General features: G+C 68.5%; 16 protein-coding genes. 9 read left to right on the forward strand and 7 right to left on the reverse strand.

Going from position 1 to position 16,891, the window contains the following annotated elements; all coding sequences use genetic code 11:
- The 4 genes from PO78_RS05675 (at position 1) to PO78_RS05690 (ending at position 4,529) form a co-directional block, all read left to right on the forward strand.
- Positions 1-1,401 (forward strand): aspartate kinase, encoded by a 1,401-nt coding sequence (locus PO78_RS05675; RefSeq protein WP_043742655.1) that lies wholly within the window; start codon positions 1-3, stop codon positions 1,399-1,401.
- Between the two features lie 246 nt (positions 1,402-1,647).
- Positions 1,648-3,444 (forward strand): acyl-CoA dehydrogenase C-terminal domain-containing protein, encoded by a 1,797-nt coding sequence (locus PO78_RS05680; protein WP_043742658.1) that lies wholly within the window; start codon positions 1,648-1,650, stop codon positions 3,442-3,444.
- A 223-nt stretch (positions 3,445-3,667) separates the two neighbouring features.
- Positions 3,668-4,159, forward strand: a complete 492-nt coding sequence (locus PO78_RS05685) for a thioesterase family protein (protein ID WP_043742661.1) — start codon at positions 3,668-3,670, stop codon at positions 4,157-4,159.
- 7 nt (positions 4,160-4,166) lie between these two features.
- Positions 4,167-4,529, forward strand: coding sequence for a cupin domain-containing protein (locus PO78_RS05690; protein WP_043742663.1), 363 nt, complete (start codon positions 4,167-4,169; stop codon positions 4,527-4,529).
- A 61-nt stretch (positions 4,530-4,590) separates the two neighbouring features.
- Here the strand turns inward: PO78_RS05690 and PO78_RS05695 are convergent, their stop codons facing one another.
- The 7 genes from PO78_RS05695 to PO78_RS05730 all read right to left on the reverse strand — a co-directional run bounded on the left by PO78_RS05695 (position 4,591) and on the right by PO78_RS05730 (position 11,424).
- Positions 4,591-5,298, reverse strand: coding sequence for a PEP-CTERM sorting domain-containing protein (locus PO78_RS05695; RefSeq protein WP_043742665.1), 708 nt, complete (start codon positions 5,296-5,298; stop codon positions 4,591-4,593).
- Positions 5,299-5,617: 319 nt separating this feature from the next.
- Positions 5,618-6,979, reverse strand: a complete 1,362-nt coding sequence (locus PO78_RS05700) for an IS1380 family transposase (RefSeq protein WP_004357889.1) — start codon at positions 6,977-6,979, stop codon at positions 5,618-5,620.
- A gap of 386 nt (positions 6,980-7,365) precedes the next feature.
- On the reverse strand, positions 7,366-8,145 hold the full coding sequence (locus tag PO78_RS05705; RefSeq protein WP_043742667.1) for a bestrophin-like domain: 780 nt from the start codon (positions 8,143-8,145) through the stop codon (positions 7,366-7,368).
- A gap of 175 nt (positions 8,146-8,320) precedes the next feature.
- Entirely contained in the window at positions 8,321-8,554 is a 234-nt protein-coding gene (locus tag PO78_RS05710; protein ID WP_043742768.1) for a hypothetical protein, read from the reverse strand.
- A 460-nt stretch (positions 8,555-9,014) separates the two neighbouring features.
- Positions 9,015-10,241, reverse strand: coding sequence for an ammonium transporter (locus tag PO78_RS05720; RefSeq protein WP_004326123.1), 1,227 nt, complete (start codon positions 10,239-10,241; stop codon positions 9,015-9,017).
- Positions 10,242-10,351: 110 nt separating this feature from the next.
- Positions 10,352-10,690 (reverse strand): P-II family nitrogen regulator, encoded by a 339-nt coding sequence (gene glnK / locus PO78_RS05725; protein WP_004326122.1) that lies wholly within the window; start codon positions 10,688-10,690, stop codon positions 10,352-10,354.
- A gap of 29 nt (positions 10,691-10,719) precedes the next feature.
- The gene (locus PO78_RS05730) at positions 10,720-11,424 is read right to left on the reverse strand and encodes a TorF family putative porin (protein ID WP_004326120.1); all 705 of its coding nucleotides are present in this window, start codon (positions 11,422-11,424) and stop codon (positions 10,720-10,722) included.
- Between the two features lie 423 nt (positions 11,425-11,847).
- On the opposite strand from PO78_RS05730, the gene PO78_RS05735 reads away from it, so the two are divergent.
- The 5 genes from PO78_RS05735 (at position 11,848) to PO78_RS05755 (ending at position 16,876) form a co-directional block, all read left to right on the forward strand.
- Positions 11,848-12,099, forward strand: a complete 252-nt coding sequence (locus tag PO78_RS05735; protein WP_004326118.1) for an accessory factor UbiK family protein — start codon at positions 11,848-11,850, stop codon at positions 12,097-12,099.
- A gap of 271 nt (positions 12,100-12,370) precedes the next feature.
- Entirely contained in the window at positions 12,371-13,873 is a 1,503-nt protein-coding gene (locus PO78_RS05740; protein ID WP_041589606.1) for a YifB family Mg chelatase-like AAA ATPase, read from the forward strand.
- A 66-nt stretch (positions 13,874-13,939) separates the two neighbouring features.
- Positions 13,940-15,157: a multidrug effflux MFS transporter gene (locus PO78_RS05745; RefSeq protein WP_052484369.1), complete on the forward strand. Its 1,218-nt coding sequence runs from the start codon at positions 13,940-13,942 to the stop codon at positions 15,155-15,157.
- A gap of 175 nt (positions 15,158-15,332) precedes the next feature.
- Positions 15,333-16,172: an ABC transporter ATP-binding protein gene (locus PO78_RS05750; protein WP_043742671.1), complete on the forward strand. Its 840-nt coding sequence runs from the start codon at positions 15,333-15,335 to the stop codon at positions 16,170-16,172.
- Positions 16,172-16,876 (forward strand): ABC transporter ATP-binding protein, encoded by a 705-nt coding sequence (locus PO78_RS05755; protein WP_043742673.1) that lies wholly within the window; start codon positions 16,172-16,174, stop codon positions 16,874-16,876. The genes PO78_RS05750 and PO78_RS05755 overlap by 1 nt, the downstream gene beginning before the upstream one ends.
- Positions 16,877-16,891 lie beyond the last annotated feature (15 nt).

The following is a 16,891-nucleotide window of genomic DNA, read 5'->3' on the forward strand; positions in this document are numbered from 1 at the left end:
ATGATCTCGGTTGAAAAGATCGGTGGCACCTCGATGTCGGCCTTCGGGGATGTGCTGCGCCACATCATGCTCTACGACAAGGCGCGCATCCTCGGCCGCATCTACGTGGTGTCGGCCTATTCCGGCGTGACCAACCAGCTGCTGGAGCACAAGAAGACCGGCGAGCGCGGCATCTACGCGCTGTTCGCGGAAGGCGCGGACTACCACGGCGCGCTCGACGCGCTTGCGGCCAGCCTCAAGAAGCTCAACGCCGGCTTCGCCGAGCTCGCCCTGCCGCTGGATGTCGCCGACGCCTTCGTCGACACCCGCATCGGCGAGGTCAAGAAGTATCTCGACGCGATGCAGCACGTGCTCGCCAGCGGCTACATCCGCCGCCAGGACGTGCTGCTCGCCGCGCGCGAGGTGCTGGCCTCGGTGGGCGAGTCGCACAGCGCCTTCAACAGCGTGGAGATGCTCAAGGCCAACGGCGTCAATGCCATCCTGCTCGACCTCGCCGGCTTCCACGACGACAAGGCGTGGACGATCGACGAGCGCATCCACAACAGCTTCAAGGGCCTCGACCTCGACAACAGCGTGATCGTCGCGACCGGCTACACCAAGGGCACCGAGGGCATCATGCGCGAGTTCGACCGCGGCTACTCCGAGGTCACCTTCAGCAAGATCGCGGTCGAGGTGCGCCCCGCCGAGGCGGTGATCCACAAGGAGTTCCACCTCTCCTCGGCCGACCCCAACATCGTCGGCCTGGAGAACGCGGTGATCGTGGGTGCGACCAACTACGACGTCGCCGACCAGCTCGCCGACGTCGGCATGGAGGCCATCCACCCCAAGGCGGCCAAGCCGATGGAGCTCGCCGGCATCCCGATCCGCCTCAAGAACACCTTCGAGCCCGATCACCCGGGCACGCTGATCACCAAGGACTACGTCGGCGAGCGCGCTCGCGTCGAGATGGTGACCGGCAGCGACAAGGTGACCCTGGTCGAGATCCACGACCCCAGCATGGTCGGCACCGTCGGCTTCGACCTCGGGATCATGGAGATCTTCTTCAAGCACGATGTCTCCTACATCCTCAAGGCGACCAACGCCAACTCGATCGCCCACGTGCTGTGGGAGAGCTCGGTGACGCCCGAGCTGGTCGCCGAGCTCGAGGCGCGCTACCAGGTGGTCACGGCCAAGCACAGCGCGATCGTGTGCGCGATCGGCTCCAACATCAGCATCCCCGGCGTGCTCGCGCGCGCGGCGCAGGCGCTCGCCGACGCGCAGATCAACGTGAACTGCGTGTCGCAGACCCTGCGCCAGGTGAATATGCAGTTCATCATCGAGCGCAGCGACTACAAGAAGGCGATCATCGCCCTCAACCATTCGCTGTGCGTGACGCCCGGGGTGCCGGTGCCGCGCGCCTGAACGCGCCGCGGCGCCCGTGGGGCGTCTTGAAGGAAGAAAAATGGGCGGCCTGCGGGCCGCCCTTTTTCTTCCGTCCGTCTTGCGCACGCGCAGCCTCCGGATGCGGCGGGAACCCTGGGAGACAGGTGTGGTTCAAACGGTCGTTTGACAAGCCCTTATGTCAGTATAAAATTAAACGAACGTTTGATTTAGTGCCGCGGCCGCCTTCGGGCGGCCGCGGCCGATTCCACCCGAAGGAGACCCGCGATGCCCCAGTACGCCCCGCCCTTGCGCGACATGCAGTTCGTCCTCCATGAGGTTCTCGACGCCGTCGGCCAGCTCCAGGCCTGCCCGCCGCACGCCGAACTCGATGTCGACACCTTCAACGCCGTGCTGGAAGAGGCCGGCAAGTTCGCTGCCGGAGTCGCCTTCCCGCTCAACCTCAGCGGCGACACGGAAGGCTGCACGCTCGATCGCGTCACGCACGAGGTGCGTGCGCCCAGGGGGTTCAAGGAAGCCTACGCGCAGTACGTCGAGGGCGGCTGGCCGGCGCTCGCCTGCGCTCCCGAGCACGGCGGCCAGGGCCTGCCCTTCGTGCTCAACCAGTGCCTGTACGAGATGCTCAACAGCGCGAACCAGGCGTGGACCATGTATCCCGGCCTGTCGCACGGTGCCTACGAGGCCCTGCATGCGCACGGCTCGCCGATGCAGAAGGCGACCTACCTGCCGAAGCTGACCAGCGGCGAATGGACCGGCACCATGTGCCTGACCGAGCCGCACTGCGGCACCGACCTCGGCCTGCTGCGCACCAAGGCCGAACCGCAGGGCGACGGCAGCTACCGCATCACTGGCGAGAAGATCTTCATCAGCGCCGGCGAGCATGACCTTGCGGCCAACATCGTGCACCTGGTGCTCGCCCGCCTGCCCGACGCACCGGCCGGCAGCAAGGGGATCTCGCTGTTCGTCGTCCCCAAGTTCCTGGTCAATGCCGACGGCTCGCTCGGCGCGCGGAATGGCATCCATTGCGGCGGCCTGGAGCACAAGATGGGCATCCATGGCAACGCCACCTGCCAGATGGTGCTCGAGGACGCGGTCGGCACCCTGGTCGGCGAGCCCGGCAAGGGCCTGCAGGCGATGTTCGTGATGATGAACGCCGCACGCCTCGGCGTGGGCAACCAGAGCCTGGGCCTGACCGAGGTCGCGTTCCAGAACGCGCTCGCCTACGCCAAGGAGCGCATCCAGATGCGCAGCCTGACCGGCCCCAAGGCGACGGACAAGCCGGCCGACCCGATCATCGTGCATCCCGACGTGCGCCGAATGCTCCTCACCGCGAAGGCCTGGGCCGAAGGTGCGCGCGCGCTGCTGTGCTTCTGCGCGGTGCTCGCGGACAAGGAGTTGCACCACCCGGACGAGAAGGTGCGCAGCGACAGCGCCGATCTGCTCGCACTGCTGACCCCGATCGCCAAGGCCTTCGTCACCGACAACGGCTTCGCTGCCACCAACGAGTGCCTGCAGGTCTTCGGCGGCCATGGTTACATCAAGGAATGGGGCATGGAGCAGTTCGTGCGCGATGCCCGCATCAACATGATCTACGAGGGCACCAACACCGTGCAGAGCCTGGACCTGCTCGGTCGCAAGGTGCTCGGCAATAGCGGCGCCACGCTGAAGAAATTCGCCCGCCTGGCGGGGGCGCTGGTCGAGGCGGAGGGCGTCAACGAGAAGATGGCCGAGTTCATCGATCCGCTCGCCCAACTCGGCGAGCAGATGACCAAGTTCACCACCGAGATCGGCGTCAAGGCGCTGCAGAATCCGGACGAGGCGGGCGCCGCGGCCGTGCCCTACCTGCGCGTGGCCGGTCATCTGGTGTATGGCTACTTCTTCGCCCTGATGGCTTCGGTGGCGTTGAAGAAGATCGCTGCCGGCAGCACCGACCCCTTCTACACCGCCAAGCTGCAGACCGCGCGCTTCTACTTCGCGCGCCTGTTCCCCGAGACCACGATGCTGATGCGAGCCGCGCGTGCCGGCAGCGCTGCACTGATGGACACCGACGCGGCGTTGGCCTGATCGCCCGGGCCGGCGCGTGTCCCGACCCCGATGCGTGCAGTGCGTTGCCCCGACGGCTGCGCTGCAACCATCCGCGCCGCGGGATCGTTACCATGTGCGTCGGTCGGGGTTCGGGCGTGGCGGGGAGACCCCGAGCGCGCCTGAGCCTCAAGCTGTTTGCCGAGCCCCGAAGCGTGTCTCCCACGCCCCGGGGCTCCGCCATTTTCCGCAATGGAGCGCATCGATGTCGAAACACGCCAGTCCGCCGGGTTTCCCGGTCCAGTTCGAGCCGGAGTTCATCGTCGGCGTCCGCGAGATCTTCGAGCAGAAGATCGCCTTCAACGCGCTGCTCGGCCTGCAGATCGACGACATCGGCGGCGAGCGCGTGCATGGCCGCATCGCGATGCGCCACGAGCTCGTCGGCCATTTCGTGCATAACCGCATCCACGGCGGCGTGATCGCCGCCTGCCTCGACGCCATGGGCGGTCTCGCGGTGATGGCCGCGATCGGCGCCCGCCACCTCGACGAACCGCCCTTCCAGCGCCTGCACCGCTTCTCCAAGCTCGGCACCATCGACCTGCGCATCGACTACCTGCGCCCCGGCATCGGCGAATCCTTCCGCATGGACGCGGAGGTCCTGCGCCTCGGTTCGCGCGTCGCGTCGACGCGGATGAGCTTCCTCGACGCTGACGGCAAGCTGCTCGCCACCGGCTCGGCAGCGTACATCGTCTCGTGAGCGGGGAATGAGCGCCGAGGTCGGGACTGCCGGGCGCGGCAATCTCTTCGCCGCGCTGCCGCCGCCCGCCGGCGGCGAGATCTTCCAGACCCTGTTCGCCAATCCGTGCTGCCGTATCGAGCGCATCGTCTCGCACGGCCACGCGAGCGCGCCCGGCGAGTGGTACGACCAGGATGGCGACGAGTGGGTGCTGCTGCTGGCGGGCGCGGCGGTGTTGCGCTTCGAGGGGGGCGACGATGACGGCGACGACGTGAAGCTGAAGGCCGGTGACTGGCTCGTGATCCCGGCACATCGGCGTCACCGCGTCGAGTCCACCTCGGCGGATGCGTTGTGGCTGGCGGTGCACTGCGCAGCCGACCCCGCAAAGTGAAACGGCCCCGGGCGAACCGCCGAGGCCGTGGTGTCAAACCGCCTGCACTGCGACGCGTGTCTCAGGCGCGCTTGCGGCGCAGCCCCAGCCCCGCGAGGCCGAGCGCGATCAGCGCGATCGACGCCGGTTCCGGCACCGCCTGCACGCCGACGCCGAAGTCGGCAGCGTCGATGAAGTTGCCGACCGAGGGGCTGCCATTGGCGGTGCTGATGGCCTGATACGAGAAGCGCGTGGCATTGCCGAGGGTGCTGATCGGCGCCTCACCGGCGCTGGTGTAGAACGCCCAGGCGGTGTTGCCGGTCGAGTAGTCCTTGGAGAACAACACCGTGTCGTTGCCACCGCCGAGCAGGTTGTCCAGGCCGAGGTCGGTGATCATCATGCGCATCGTGTCCACCCCCGAGCGGCCGCGGTGGGCGAACTCGAAGCCCACGACGCTACCTGCGGCGATGCCGAACACGTCCTGGTACAGGGTGGCGAACTGGGTGGCGTTGATCTCGGCGAACTGGCGCCCCTCGTAGGCGGGCACCGGGCCGCCGCTCACCGAGCTGAAGTTGTTGCCCCAGATCTCGATCTGGTTGTCGGTGGCGGTGGTTTCCCAGCCGGGTACCGCCGACTCGTTGAACAGCGCCCAGCTGGCGTCGGCGACGAAGGGCGTCCCCGTTCCGGTTTCGAAGCCGCCGTTGATCAGGCTGGCGTGGGCGGTGCCCGTCGCGGCCAGACCGCCGATCGTGGCGAGGGTGGTGAGGAGGCGGGGGAGCGAGGCGGACATGGGTGGTTCCTTTATTTTTGGGCGACACGTTTGGTGACGGGTGTCGACGCGAGAGGTCGGCCCCGGAGTTTCTATCACCTGAATCCGTGTTGTCTTCAGCGCGTACCCGCTCCGCGAGCCCCAGCGCATGATTTTTCTGCTGCCTGACTCCCAATCTCAGCTCACCGCAGCCCCGAGCACCGTCCTTTCACGGCCCGGAGGCCCGGCGAGCCGGGCTTACGGGGGGTGCGCTACGTCATTTTCCTGCTCCCACGCGGCCGTCGCCCTTTCGCCGCAGCGAAATGGCCTCGATTCGGAGAATCCGGCCGTCGGATTTGCATCACGGCGAAGCCACCGCGCACAGTCGCGCCTGCACCGTGGTGAACACCTTCACATGCGCGGCGACGCCGCGTCCGAAGTCCAGCACCAGGCGGCGGGCGTGTTCGACGAACTTCGCCGCACGGTACATCACCTCCTGCAGCACTGTCTTGATGCGTCGGCGCTTGGCCGGGTGACGGATCGGCGAGAGCTCGCCGGTCAGCCCGAGTTGGCCGATCAGGCGCAGGCAGTTGTAGGCGAACGCGGCCAGATGCATGACCGCGTCGTTGGTGTCGAACTTGCCCGAGGGCAGGCGCTCGAGGTCCAGGTCGGTCTTGATCTCGGAGTGGAACTGCTCGTGCGTGCCGTGGTGCTTGTAGAGCTCGATCACGTCGGCCATCGCCACTTCGAGGCTGGTCCACCAGCCTTCGATCTCGATCTCGGGGGTCAGCAGGTGCTGGCCCTTCTTGTCGATCGTGCGCTCGGTCACCCGCACCACCAGACGCAGCGTGCGCTTGGCCTTCTTCCAGGCACGGTCGATCTTCAGGTCCAGCAGCCCCACCCGCTTGCCCGCGCGCACTTCCTCGAAGACGCCGGCGGCCTCGGCCCGGTCCACCCAGGCGGTCTTGTCCTGACGGCGCGGATTCCACTTGGTGAGGTAGTCGAACGAACGCCCCAGCGCTGCCCAGCGATCGCGCTCGTCGGCCAGCGCGAACAGCAGCCGGGCGCTGTCGAAGCCGCTGTCGGCCCGCCACAGCAGCTTCGCATCGGCCGCGCACACCCGGCGCAGGCGCGGGAACGCGCGCTCGAAGAAATACTCGGTCTCCAGCGCCGAGTGGTGCGACCCCGCGCGCAGCTCCAGGCCGAGGTTCCAGCCCTCGTTGCCCAGGTACAGCGCGATCGGCGTGTAGCCATCGACGCCCTGGTAAGTGCGGCTGACCGCCTCCTTCTTGGTGTCGGAGTTGTCCATCACGAAGGTGTCCAGATCGGCGCAGACGTAGCCCTTGTGCGCCGTGATCGGCGCCTCGGTGCGCTCGAGCAGGCGCAGGCTCAGCTCGTCGGTCAGCTCGCGCAGCTCGGCCGCGCGGGCATCGAGCCGTTGGCGCATCCACACGCTGCCGGGCACCTTGGCGAGCCCGAGCGCTTCCTTGAAGAAGCGGTCGCCGCGAAACGGCTCGATCGCCTCGAAGTCGCTTTTGCCCAGGCTCAGCAGCCCCACCACCGACTTGACCAGGTCCGAGCTCCGCATACCCTGCGACACCGGCAGCCTCGGGTCGATCACCGCCTCGACCTGTGCCGCCTGGCAGCACTGCCCGATCAACGCCAGGCCCGAGTAGGACGTCAGATTGAGCTTGGCGGATTGCTTGACTTCGAAGCGCGGCATGGTCGGTTGGGTGAAAGGCTCGGATGCGTAATTATACAATTACATCAATGCGTTAGGCTGGATTTCCGGCTAAGCGAACACGGATTCAGGTATCAGATCTTAAGCAATGATCGCGCCAGCACGCGCGGCAGAAGGTCACAGCGCCTTGATTCCAGTGGGAAATGGGCCTCTGGAGAGGAATGCACGGGCCATCCCGGGCGTGCTCGAGTTGCCGCAGTGTCAATTTTTCCGACAGCCATCGACCGGGGGCGGCCGGGTCCATCGCGACGGATTCGCCGTTTGCCCGATCGGGTGTCGCAAGGCGCAGCAGGGCCTGTAGCGCAAGCGGGGGCGGCGGGACTTCGACACTGCGCCGCAACGGCAGGGCCGACCGGCGCTTCAGCGCTTCAGCGCTCCAGTGCGTTTGCGACCGCGACGATCGGCGCGGGCGTGACCGAGCTCGGCTGCTGGAAGGGGTTGCCCTGGATCAGCACGATGGCGGCGGTGGGGGCCGCGGCGAGCGCGAACAGCAGCACTGCCGCGAAGGCCGCGCGCGGGCGTTCGAGGTGGGCCATGGCCACCGAGACCAGGGTCAGGAAGCCCAGGAAGGCCATTCCCAGCCACTTCAGCGGGTTGACGTGGGTCTGGCTGAGGGCCACGCGCAGGTCGTGGTCGGAACGGATGTCGCTCGCCTTGCGCAGCAGCAGGGCCTGCACGTTGGCGCCCGCGGCCTCGGCGAGCGCGGGGGCGGCGAGCAGCGCCAGCAGCGCGTCGGCGCGGGCGAGCACCTCCGGCGCCTCGCTGCGGCGCGCCAGCTGGGTCCATTCGGCGGCGCTGGCGTGGGCGTAGCCGGCTGCCGCCGCGCGCAGCTCGCCGCCGAGCGGCTCGGGCAGCGTGGCGGCGAGCGCGCCGATGCTGCGCAGGCCGTCCGCCTCGCGATACACCGCGCTCATCGCGCGGTCGTGCGCGCTCCAGGTGTCGTTGGCGAGAAAGGCCAGCACCAGGCCGAAGAGCACGCCGAGCGCGTTCATGAACGGGGGCGCCACCCCCTGCAGGGACTGCATCCATCCCGCCCAGCGCGAGCGCATCATCACCCACTGGATCAGGAACACGGCGGCGAGGGTGCCGAAGAAGGCGACGAAGGCGAGGCCGTAGTGGTCGTAGCTGTGCCAGTCGGAGAAAAGCATGGAGGTTCGGGAGGTGCGTTCGGCAGGTCCTCGCAGTCTACCCGTCCGATCGCGCCCCGCCCATGCTCGGGGGCGGTCGCAGCAGCGCGTGCAGGGCTTCGGCCGAAGGCCGGGCGGTGGTAGAAGCCGAGCAGCGGGTCGAGTCCCGCTGCGTGCGTGCTCAGTCCGTCCGGACCTACGCGCAGGGCGACATCAGCGAGATCGTCTTGCGGCCGAGGCGTCGGTAGATGCCGAAATTTCTGCCGAGAGTCAGGATGCTGCAGGGCTCGAAGAGCTCGGACATGCGCAAGAGACAGGCGTCGGCCAGCGAGGCTGGCACATTGTCGTCGCGTTCGAACAGCCTGCGCACGGGAGCGATCTGCGACTCCAGTGACAAGGCGATGTGCACGGCGCTCCGTTCGAGCAGCATGAGTGCCCGGGCGAGGTCGAAGCCGGCACGAGCGAGGAGGAGACAGGCCTCCGCGACCACCGCCTCACAAGTCGGGAAAGGTCCTGGGTATTGCGCAAACTGCGCCTTGGCTCATTCATGGTGCGTGTCATCACGGCAAGGCAGGGCGACCCAGGGGCCGGCATCGAGAATCAGCCGGTAACGAGTGCGGCGAGGGAAAGCAGGCGGAGAGGGGCGATCTTGTGACGCATGGGGCGTTGCCTCGGGGTGGATTGGACCCCGGGGATTCTCCCGATGTCATCGTGCGGAGGGTCGAACGGCAAGCTTGCGGTGTCGGTGCCGCTGGCAGGCTTGCGCTGCGCGAATGCCGGCAGGGCGTTGCGCCCGATCGCTTCCATTGGGGGCGCGCCAAAGAAAAACGGCGCCCCGAAGGGCGCCGCGAGTGGATCGGAACCGGAGGAGCACGGTTCCGCAAGCCGGCTCAGTAGCGGTAGGCGGTCTCGCCGTGCGCCGTGGTGTCGAGGCCCTGACGCTCCTCGTCTTCCGGCACGCGCAGCCCGACCAGCAGGTCCGCGACCTTGTAGGCGACGAAGGCGACCACGGCCGACCACACGATGGTCACGAGCACGCTCCAGGTCTGGATCCACACCTGCGAGGCGATCGAGAAGTCCTCGGCGCCGGTGCCGCCCAGGCTGGGCGCGGCGAACACGCCGGTGAGGATCGCGCCGACGATGCCGCCCACGCCGTGCACTCCGAACACGTCGAGCGCGTCGTCCGCACCGAGCATGTGCTTGAGCCCATTCACGCCCCACAGGCAGATGAAGCCGGAGAGGGTGCCGATCACGATCGCGCCCATCGGGCCGACCGAGCCGCAGGCCGGGGTGATCGCCACCAGGCCGGCGACCGCACCCGAGGCCGCGCCCAGCATCGAGGGCTTGCCCTTGATGAGCGCCTCGCCGAGCGACCAGGCGAGCACCGCGGCGGCGGTGGCGACCAGGGTGTTGATGAAGGCGAGCGCGGCGCCGGCGGTGGCTTCGAGGTTGGATCCGGCGTTGAAGCCGAACCAGCCCACCCACAGCAGCGAGGCGCCGACCATGGTCAGGGTCAGGCTGTGCGGTGCGAGCGCCTCACGGCCGTAGCCGATGCGCTTGCCCACCATCCAGGCGCCCACCAGACCGGCGATGCCGGCGTTGATGTGCACCACGGTGCCGCCGGCGAAGTCGAGCGCGCCGTCTTCGAGCAGGTAGCCGCCCGGACCCCACACCATGTGGCAGATCGGCAGGTAGCACAGCGTGAACCAGATCACCGAGAAGATCAGCACCGCGGAGAACTTCATGCGCTCGGCGAAGGCGCCGACGATGAGCGCACCGGTGATGCCGGCGAAGGTGGCCTGGAAGGCGATGAAGGCGAACTCGGGCAGCTTCACGGTCTCGGTGAAGGTGTCGGCGAGCGTCTCGATCGTCACCCCGGACAGGAAGACCTTGTCGAGCGAGCCGATGAAGGGGCTGGCTTCGGTGAAGGTCAGGCTGTAGCCGTAGATCGCGAACAGCAGGGCGTTGAGCGAGAACACGGTCATGACCTGCATGAGCACCGAGAGCATGTTCTTGGCGCGCACCATGCCGCCGTAGAACAGCGCCAGGCCGGGCAGGGCCATCATCAGCACGAGCAGCGTGGAGGTCATGATCCAGGCCACGTCGCCCTTGTGCACCTCGGCCACGGCGGCCGCGGCCTCCTGGGCGAAGGCGCCGCCGGAGACGCCGGCGAGCAGGGCTGCTGCCGGCAGGTATGCGAGGAGTTTTCTCATTTTGCGTTGCTCCCTTACAGCGCGTCCGGGCCGGTCTCGCCGGTGCGGATGCGGATGGCCTGCTCGAGTTCGAAGACGAAGATCTTGCCGTCGCCGATCTTGCCGGTGGCGGCGGACTTCTCGATCGCTTCGATCGCCTGGTCGAGGATGTCGTCGGGGATGGCGGCCTCGACCTTGACCTTGGGCAGGAAGTCGACGACGTACTCGGCGCCGCGATAGAGCTCGGTGTGGCCCTTCTGGCGGCCGAAGCCCTTGACCTCGGTCACGGTGATGCCCTGCACGCCGATGGCCGAGAGCGCCTCGCGGACCTCGTCGAGCTTGAAGGGCTTGATGATTGCAGCGATGAATTTCATGTCTTTCTCCGGTTCCGGATGGGCGATGCTCAGAAGCTCTTGGCGATCGACAGGATCACGCGCTCGTCGGCGAGGTCGGCATTGTCCACGTCTGTGTCGACGTAGTGCAGGCCGAAGTTGAAGCCGCCGAACTCCTTGGTGACGCCCAGCTTCCAGTCGGTGTAGTCGTCCTGGCCCTTGATGTCGCTGTAACCGACGTGGGCGGCGAGGGTGAAGCCGCCGCCGACATCGACCGCGGCGCCGAGGTCGTAGTACTGGCTGCCGTCCGACTTGTCGTAGCCGAACAGGTCGGTGAAGGCGTACGAGTACTTGAAGGACAGGAACTCCCACGACAGGCCGACATAGCCCTCGAGCGTGTTCGGGCTGTTGTAGGGCTTGGGGTAGCTGCCGGGGTAGTAGTACTGCAGCAGGCCGACGTCGTAGCCGATGGCGCCGACCGTCCCCTTGTAACCGCCGTAGAGGTCGAGCTCGAGGCTGTTGCTGACGTCCGTGTTGGCGTCCGACAGCCACGACACGTTCGAGCCCCACACGCCGGCGTACAGGCCGCTGTCGTGGGCGTAGTCGAAGCCGCCCTGCAGCGCGGGACGCTCGTCGGTCTGGCTCCAGCCGCGGTAGGCGTAGTCGGACACCAGGCCGACGTTGGCGGTGAAGGGGCCGTCGCCGGCATGGGCGGTGCCGGCGGTGGCGATCGTGGCGAGGATGGCGAGCGCGGTGGCGAGCGGTTTCGTGTGCATGGTCATCTCCTGACGAGGTTTGGAAAGTTCGCGACGAGACTCCCTAAGCACGTGGCGTGCCAGGGTGCGGAAAGCCCGGTGATTCCTGGGTTTCCGCTTGTCGGCGGGCGGATCTTGCTGCGCTGCGGCAGGGATGGGCGCGCGATTTCGGGGCGTTGCGCACCAATGTGGTGCGTCATTCGTGTTGTGCGAGCGATGGTTGACGGTTCTTGGCGCCAGATCGCGACTTGCGTCGCTCCTACGAAAACCTTCGCCCACCCCTGCGTCGCCCGGGCTCCCGCCGGAGCGACGCAAGTCGTGATCACGGCAATGTCGCGCGCACCGCGCCTGCGCCGATCGTGTGCGGCGGGCCGCCGGCGCTCCAGTCGGCAGGGGCGTGCGTGCTAGACTCCGACGCCTCTGCAACCCGGAATCCACGCCATCATGAGCACGCCCCGCATCCTCGACGAAATCGGTGCCCGCCTCTCCGAACTCGCCGCCAACAGCCCCGTCCGCGACATCGAGAAGAACGCCAAGGCCATGCTCGGCTCGGCCTTCGGCAAGCTCGACCTGGTCACCCGCGAGGAATTCGAGGTGCAGCGCGAGGTGCTCGCGCAGGCGCGGCGCAAGCTCGCCGAGCTCGAGGCGCGCGTCGCCGAACTGGAAGCGAAGCTGGCCGGCGGCGACAAGGCCTGATCCAGCTGCGTTTCCACACGCTGCATTCGCGTCTGGCGGCGCTCCTGCGGAAACCGGCAAGGTTCCCGGAAACCTCGTAGGAGCGGCGCCAGCCGCGAACGGACGGTGGGTGGCGATGGGCGTCGCGACACGCTGGATGCTGCGTTCGCGTCTGCATGAAACACCGTATGCGTCTCGTGACCGAATGCCCCCGGTCCCGCGTTCCGCATATTTCTTTGTCATCGACCGCGGCTCCGCTAGACTGACGATTCCTTTCCGTCCGGAGTCGCAGATGTCGCTCGCCCTCGTTCATGCGCGCGCGCTCGACGGGATCGAGGCGCCCCCGGTCACGGTCGAGGTCCACCTGGGCAACGGCCTGCCCCAGTTCCATCTCGTCGGCCTCGCCGACACCGAGGTGCGCGAGGCGCGCGACCGCGTGCGTGCGGCGATCCAGTCGGCGCAGTTCGAGTTTCCCCAGCGCCGCATCACCGTCAACCTCGCGCCTGCAGACCTGCCCAAGGAGGGCGGGCGCTTCGATCTCGCGATTGCGATCGGCATCCTCGCCGCCTCCGGCCAGGTGGCCGAGCGGCTGCTCCCGCGCCTGGAGCTGTGCGGCGAGCTTTCGCTGAACGGCGGATTGCGCCCGGTGCGCGGGGTGCTCTCGGCAGCGCTCGCCGCCGCGCGCGCCGGACGCGCGCTGGTGCTGGCGCCCGCCAATGCGGCCGAGGCCGCGCTCGCGCGCAGCGCCACCGTGCTCCCGGCCGACAGCCTGGGCGCGGTGTGCGCGCATCTCAACGGACACACCCGCCTCGAGCCGGCGCTCGCGGCGGCCCCCGAGGACGAGGACGCCGCCGGGCTGCCCGATCTCGCCGATGTGCGCGGTCAACTGCAGGCGCGGCGTGCGCTCGAGGTCGCCGCGGCGGGCGGGCATTCCCTGCTGCTGTTCGGACCGCCGGGTACCGGCAAGTCGATGCTGGCGCAGCGCCTGCCCGGCGTGCTGCCGGCGATGGATGAGGACGAGGCGATCGAGGCCGCCGCGGTGGCCTCGATCGAGGGGCGCCTCGATCCGCGCAGCTTCCACCGCAGACCTTTTCGGTCGCCGCATCACTCGGCCTCGGCGGCGGCGCTGGTGGGCGGCGGCGCGGTGCCGCGCCCGGGCGAGATCTCGCTCGCGCACCACGGCGTGCTGTTCCTCGACGAGCTGCCCGAGTTCGACCGCCGTGTGCTCGAGTCCCTGCGCGAGCCGCTCGAGACCGGCACCGTCACGGTGTCGCGCGCGCGCCGGCGCGCCGAATTCCCCGCCCGCTTCCAGCTCGTCGCGGCAATGAATCCCTGTCCCTGCGGCCATCTCGGTGATCCGCGCCGCGCCTGCCGGTGCACGCCCGAGCAGGTGGCGCGCTACCGCGGGCGGCTGTCCGGCCCCTTTCTCGACCGCATCGACCTCACCGTCGAGGTGCCTGCAATCGCGCCGGAGGTCCTGCTCGAAAGCCCGCCGGGCGAGCCCTCCAGCGCGGTGCGCGCGCGGGTGGCGGCGGCGCGTGCGCTGCAGGCAACGCGTCAGGGCTGTCCGAACGCCCGCCTGCCGGCCGGCGAGGTGGAGCGCCACTGTCGCCCCGATCCGGGCGGCGAAACCCTGCTGCGCCAGGCGATGCAGCGGCTCGACCTGTCGGCGCGGGCGTATCATCGTGTCCTGCGCGTCGCGCGCACGCTCGCCGATCTCGCCGGCGCGTCCCGTCCGGGGGCAGCCCAGGTGGCCGAGGCGATCCAGTACCGGCGCAGCCTCGACTCCCGCTGAACGACCCCGCGCCCCGTGCGCCGTCGGCTGCGGACGACGACACCAGGAGTCCGCCCGAAGGCGTACATGATCCGACCGCTCACCCACGCCCGCCTCGCTTCGCTGCTGGCAGCCCTGTCCTCGATCGGCCCGTTCGCGATCGATGCCTATCTGCCCGCCTTTCCGGCGATCGCGGCGGCGTTGGGCGCGAGCCGGCTGGAGGTGCAGCAGACGCTGACGATCTACATGGTGGCGCTCGCGTCCATGGTGCTATGGCACGGTGCGCTCGCCGACCGTTTCGGGCGTCGCCGCGTGCTGGTCGCGTTGACGGTGGTGTTCGCGCTCGCCTCGCTTGTGTGCGCGCTGGCGCCGAGCATCGAGTGGCTGTGGTTCGGGCGCGCCCTGCAGGGGCTGAGCGGCGGCGCGGGCATCGTGGTCGGGCGTGCGGTGGTGCGCGACCTGCACGAGGGGCCGCAGGCGCAGCGCCTGATGTCGCGGGTGATGCTGATCTTCGCACTCGCTCCGGCGCTGGCGCCGATGCTGGGCGCGGGCCTGCTCGCGCTCGCAGGCTGGCGGGCGATCTTCTTCTTCCTCGCCCTTTTCGGGCTCGCGCTCGCGTGGACGACGTGGCGCTTCCTGCCCGAGACGCTCGCCGAGGAGGACCGCCAGCCGCTGCATCCGCGGCCGCTGCTGCGCGCCTACCTGGCGATCTTCCGCCACCCGGCCTTCATGCTGCTGGCGCTCGGGGTGGCGTTGAACTTCAACGGATTCTTCCTCTATGTGCTGTCGGCACCGGTCTTCATCCTCGAGCATCTCGGTCTCGGCAGCGGCGGCTTCGTCTGGCTGTTCGGTCCGGCGGTGGGGGGCATGATGATCGGTTCGGTGCTCTCCGAGCGCATGGCGGGGCGCTGGTCGCCGGTGCGCACCGTGGGCTTCGGCTTCGTTCTGATGTTCGCTGCGGTGGTCGCCAACGCCGCGGTGTCGGGCCTGCTGGTGCCCGGGGTGCCGGTCTCGGTGCTGCCGATCGGCTTGTTCAGCTGCGGCATGGCGGTGGCGATGCCGAGCATGAGCCTGCTCGGGCTGGAGATCTTTCCCGAGCGCCGCGGCATGGCGTCGAGCTGCCAGAGCTTCCTGCAGATCGGCTTCAACGCCGCGAGCTCGGCGCTGGTGGCGCCGCTGCTGTGGTCGAGTCCGCTCGGGCTGGCTTCGGGGATGGGCATGTTCGCCGCACTCGGGCTGTGTGCCTGGGTGGCGTGGCGGCGGTTGGCAGCGTGCGGGCACCCGGCCGGCGACGGGACGGCTTAGCGAGAGGGCGCCGCGGCCGTAATGGTTGGCCCTTATTTTTGTCGTGCGCGCCTTCGGCTAAGGTCACGCCTCGCTCTGGAATGCCGCGCCTGCCGACTGCCCAGCGCGCGCAGTGGCTCTGTTGCGCCGGCACTCCAGTCCTCCCGCTCTTCTCGCCGCAAGGAATCGCAACGCTATGCTCGAAGTGGACGGCCTCGTCAAAGCCTTCGGCGGCTTCCGTGCCGTGGACGGCTGCACCCTGCGGGTGGGCAAGGGCGAGATCCTCGGCCTCATCGGCCCCAACGGTGCGGGCAAGACCACGCTGTTCAACCTGGTCGCCGGCGCCCTGCAGCCCACCGCGGGCACCATCCGCTTCCTCGGCGAGGACATCACCGCGCTGCCCACCGACGCGCGCTTCCACAAGGGTCTGGTGCGCACCTTCCAGATCCCGCATGAGTTCCACAATCTCACTGCGCGCGAGAACCTCATGATGGTGCCGCCTGCGCAGCCGGGCGAGAACCTCTTCGCCAACTGGTTCGCCGCCGCCAAGGTGCGCGCGGCCGAGGAGGCGGTACGCAGGAAGGCCGACGACACGCTCGCCTTCCTGGAACTGACCCACGTCGCCGACGAGCGCGCGGGCAACCTGTCCGGTGGGCAGAAGAAGCTGCTCGAGCTCGGCCGCACGATGATGACCGACGCCAGGCTGGTGCTGCTCGACGAGCCCGCCGCCGGTGTCAACCGCACGCTGCTGCGCAAGCTCGAGGAGAAGATCCTCATCCTCAACCGCGAGCGCGGCTATACCTTCATCCTGATCGAGCACGACATGGAGATGATCGAGAAGCTGTGCCACCCGGTGGTGTGCATGGCCGAGGGCAAGGTGCTGATCGAGGGCGATTTCCGCACCGTGCGCTCCGACTCCCGCGTGCTCGAGGCCTACCTCGGCGAGACCCCGACCGCGGTCGAGCGCGAGGCCGCCGAGCACGACCCCAAGGTCGAGGAACTGCGCGAGCAGGAACTGCACCGGGAGGACCTGTGATGGCGCTGCTCGACATGAAGGCCGTGCGCGGCGGCTACGGCGACGCCGATATCCTGCACGGGGTGACGATGACGGTGGGTGAGCGCGAGATCGTCGTCATCGTCGGCCCCAACGGCGCCGGCAAGTCCACCGCGATGAAGTCCGTGTTCGGCCTGCTCACGATCCGCGGCGGCAGCATCGTCTTCGACGGCGAGGACATCACCGGCTGGGCGCCCGACCGCATCGTGCAGCGCGGCATCTGCTACGTGCCGCAGGTGGACAACGTGTTCCGCGAGATGACGGTGCACGAGAACTTCGAGATGGGCGCCTTCCTGCGCCGCGGCGACCTCTCCGCCGCCTACGACCGCATCTACGGGCTCTTCCCCGACCTCAAGGCCAAGCGCCGCAACCTCGCCGGGGATCTCTCGGGCGGCCAGCGCCAGATGGTGGCGATGGGGCGTGCGCTGATGCTGGACCCCAAACTCCTCCTTCTTGACGAGCCGACCGCCGGCCTGTCGCCCAAGTACATGGAACAGATCTTCCAGATCACCCGCGACGTGCGCGATGCCGGTGTCTCCATCCTGCTCGTCGAGCAGCATGCCAAGCAGGCGCTCGCCTTCTGCGACCGCGGCTACGTGCTCGCCACCGGCGCCAACCGCCACGAGGGCACGGGTCAGGCCCTGCTCGCGGATCGCGAGGTGGCCGAAATGTTCCTCGGCGGCTGAGGGAGTCCGGCGCAC

It is taken from the genome of Thauera sp. SWB20, assembly GCF_000831325.1.
Taxonomy (GTDB): domain Bacteria; phylum Pseudomonadota; class Gammaproteobacteria; order Burkholderiales; family Rhodocyclaceae; genus Thauera; species Thauera aminoaromatica.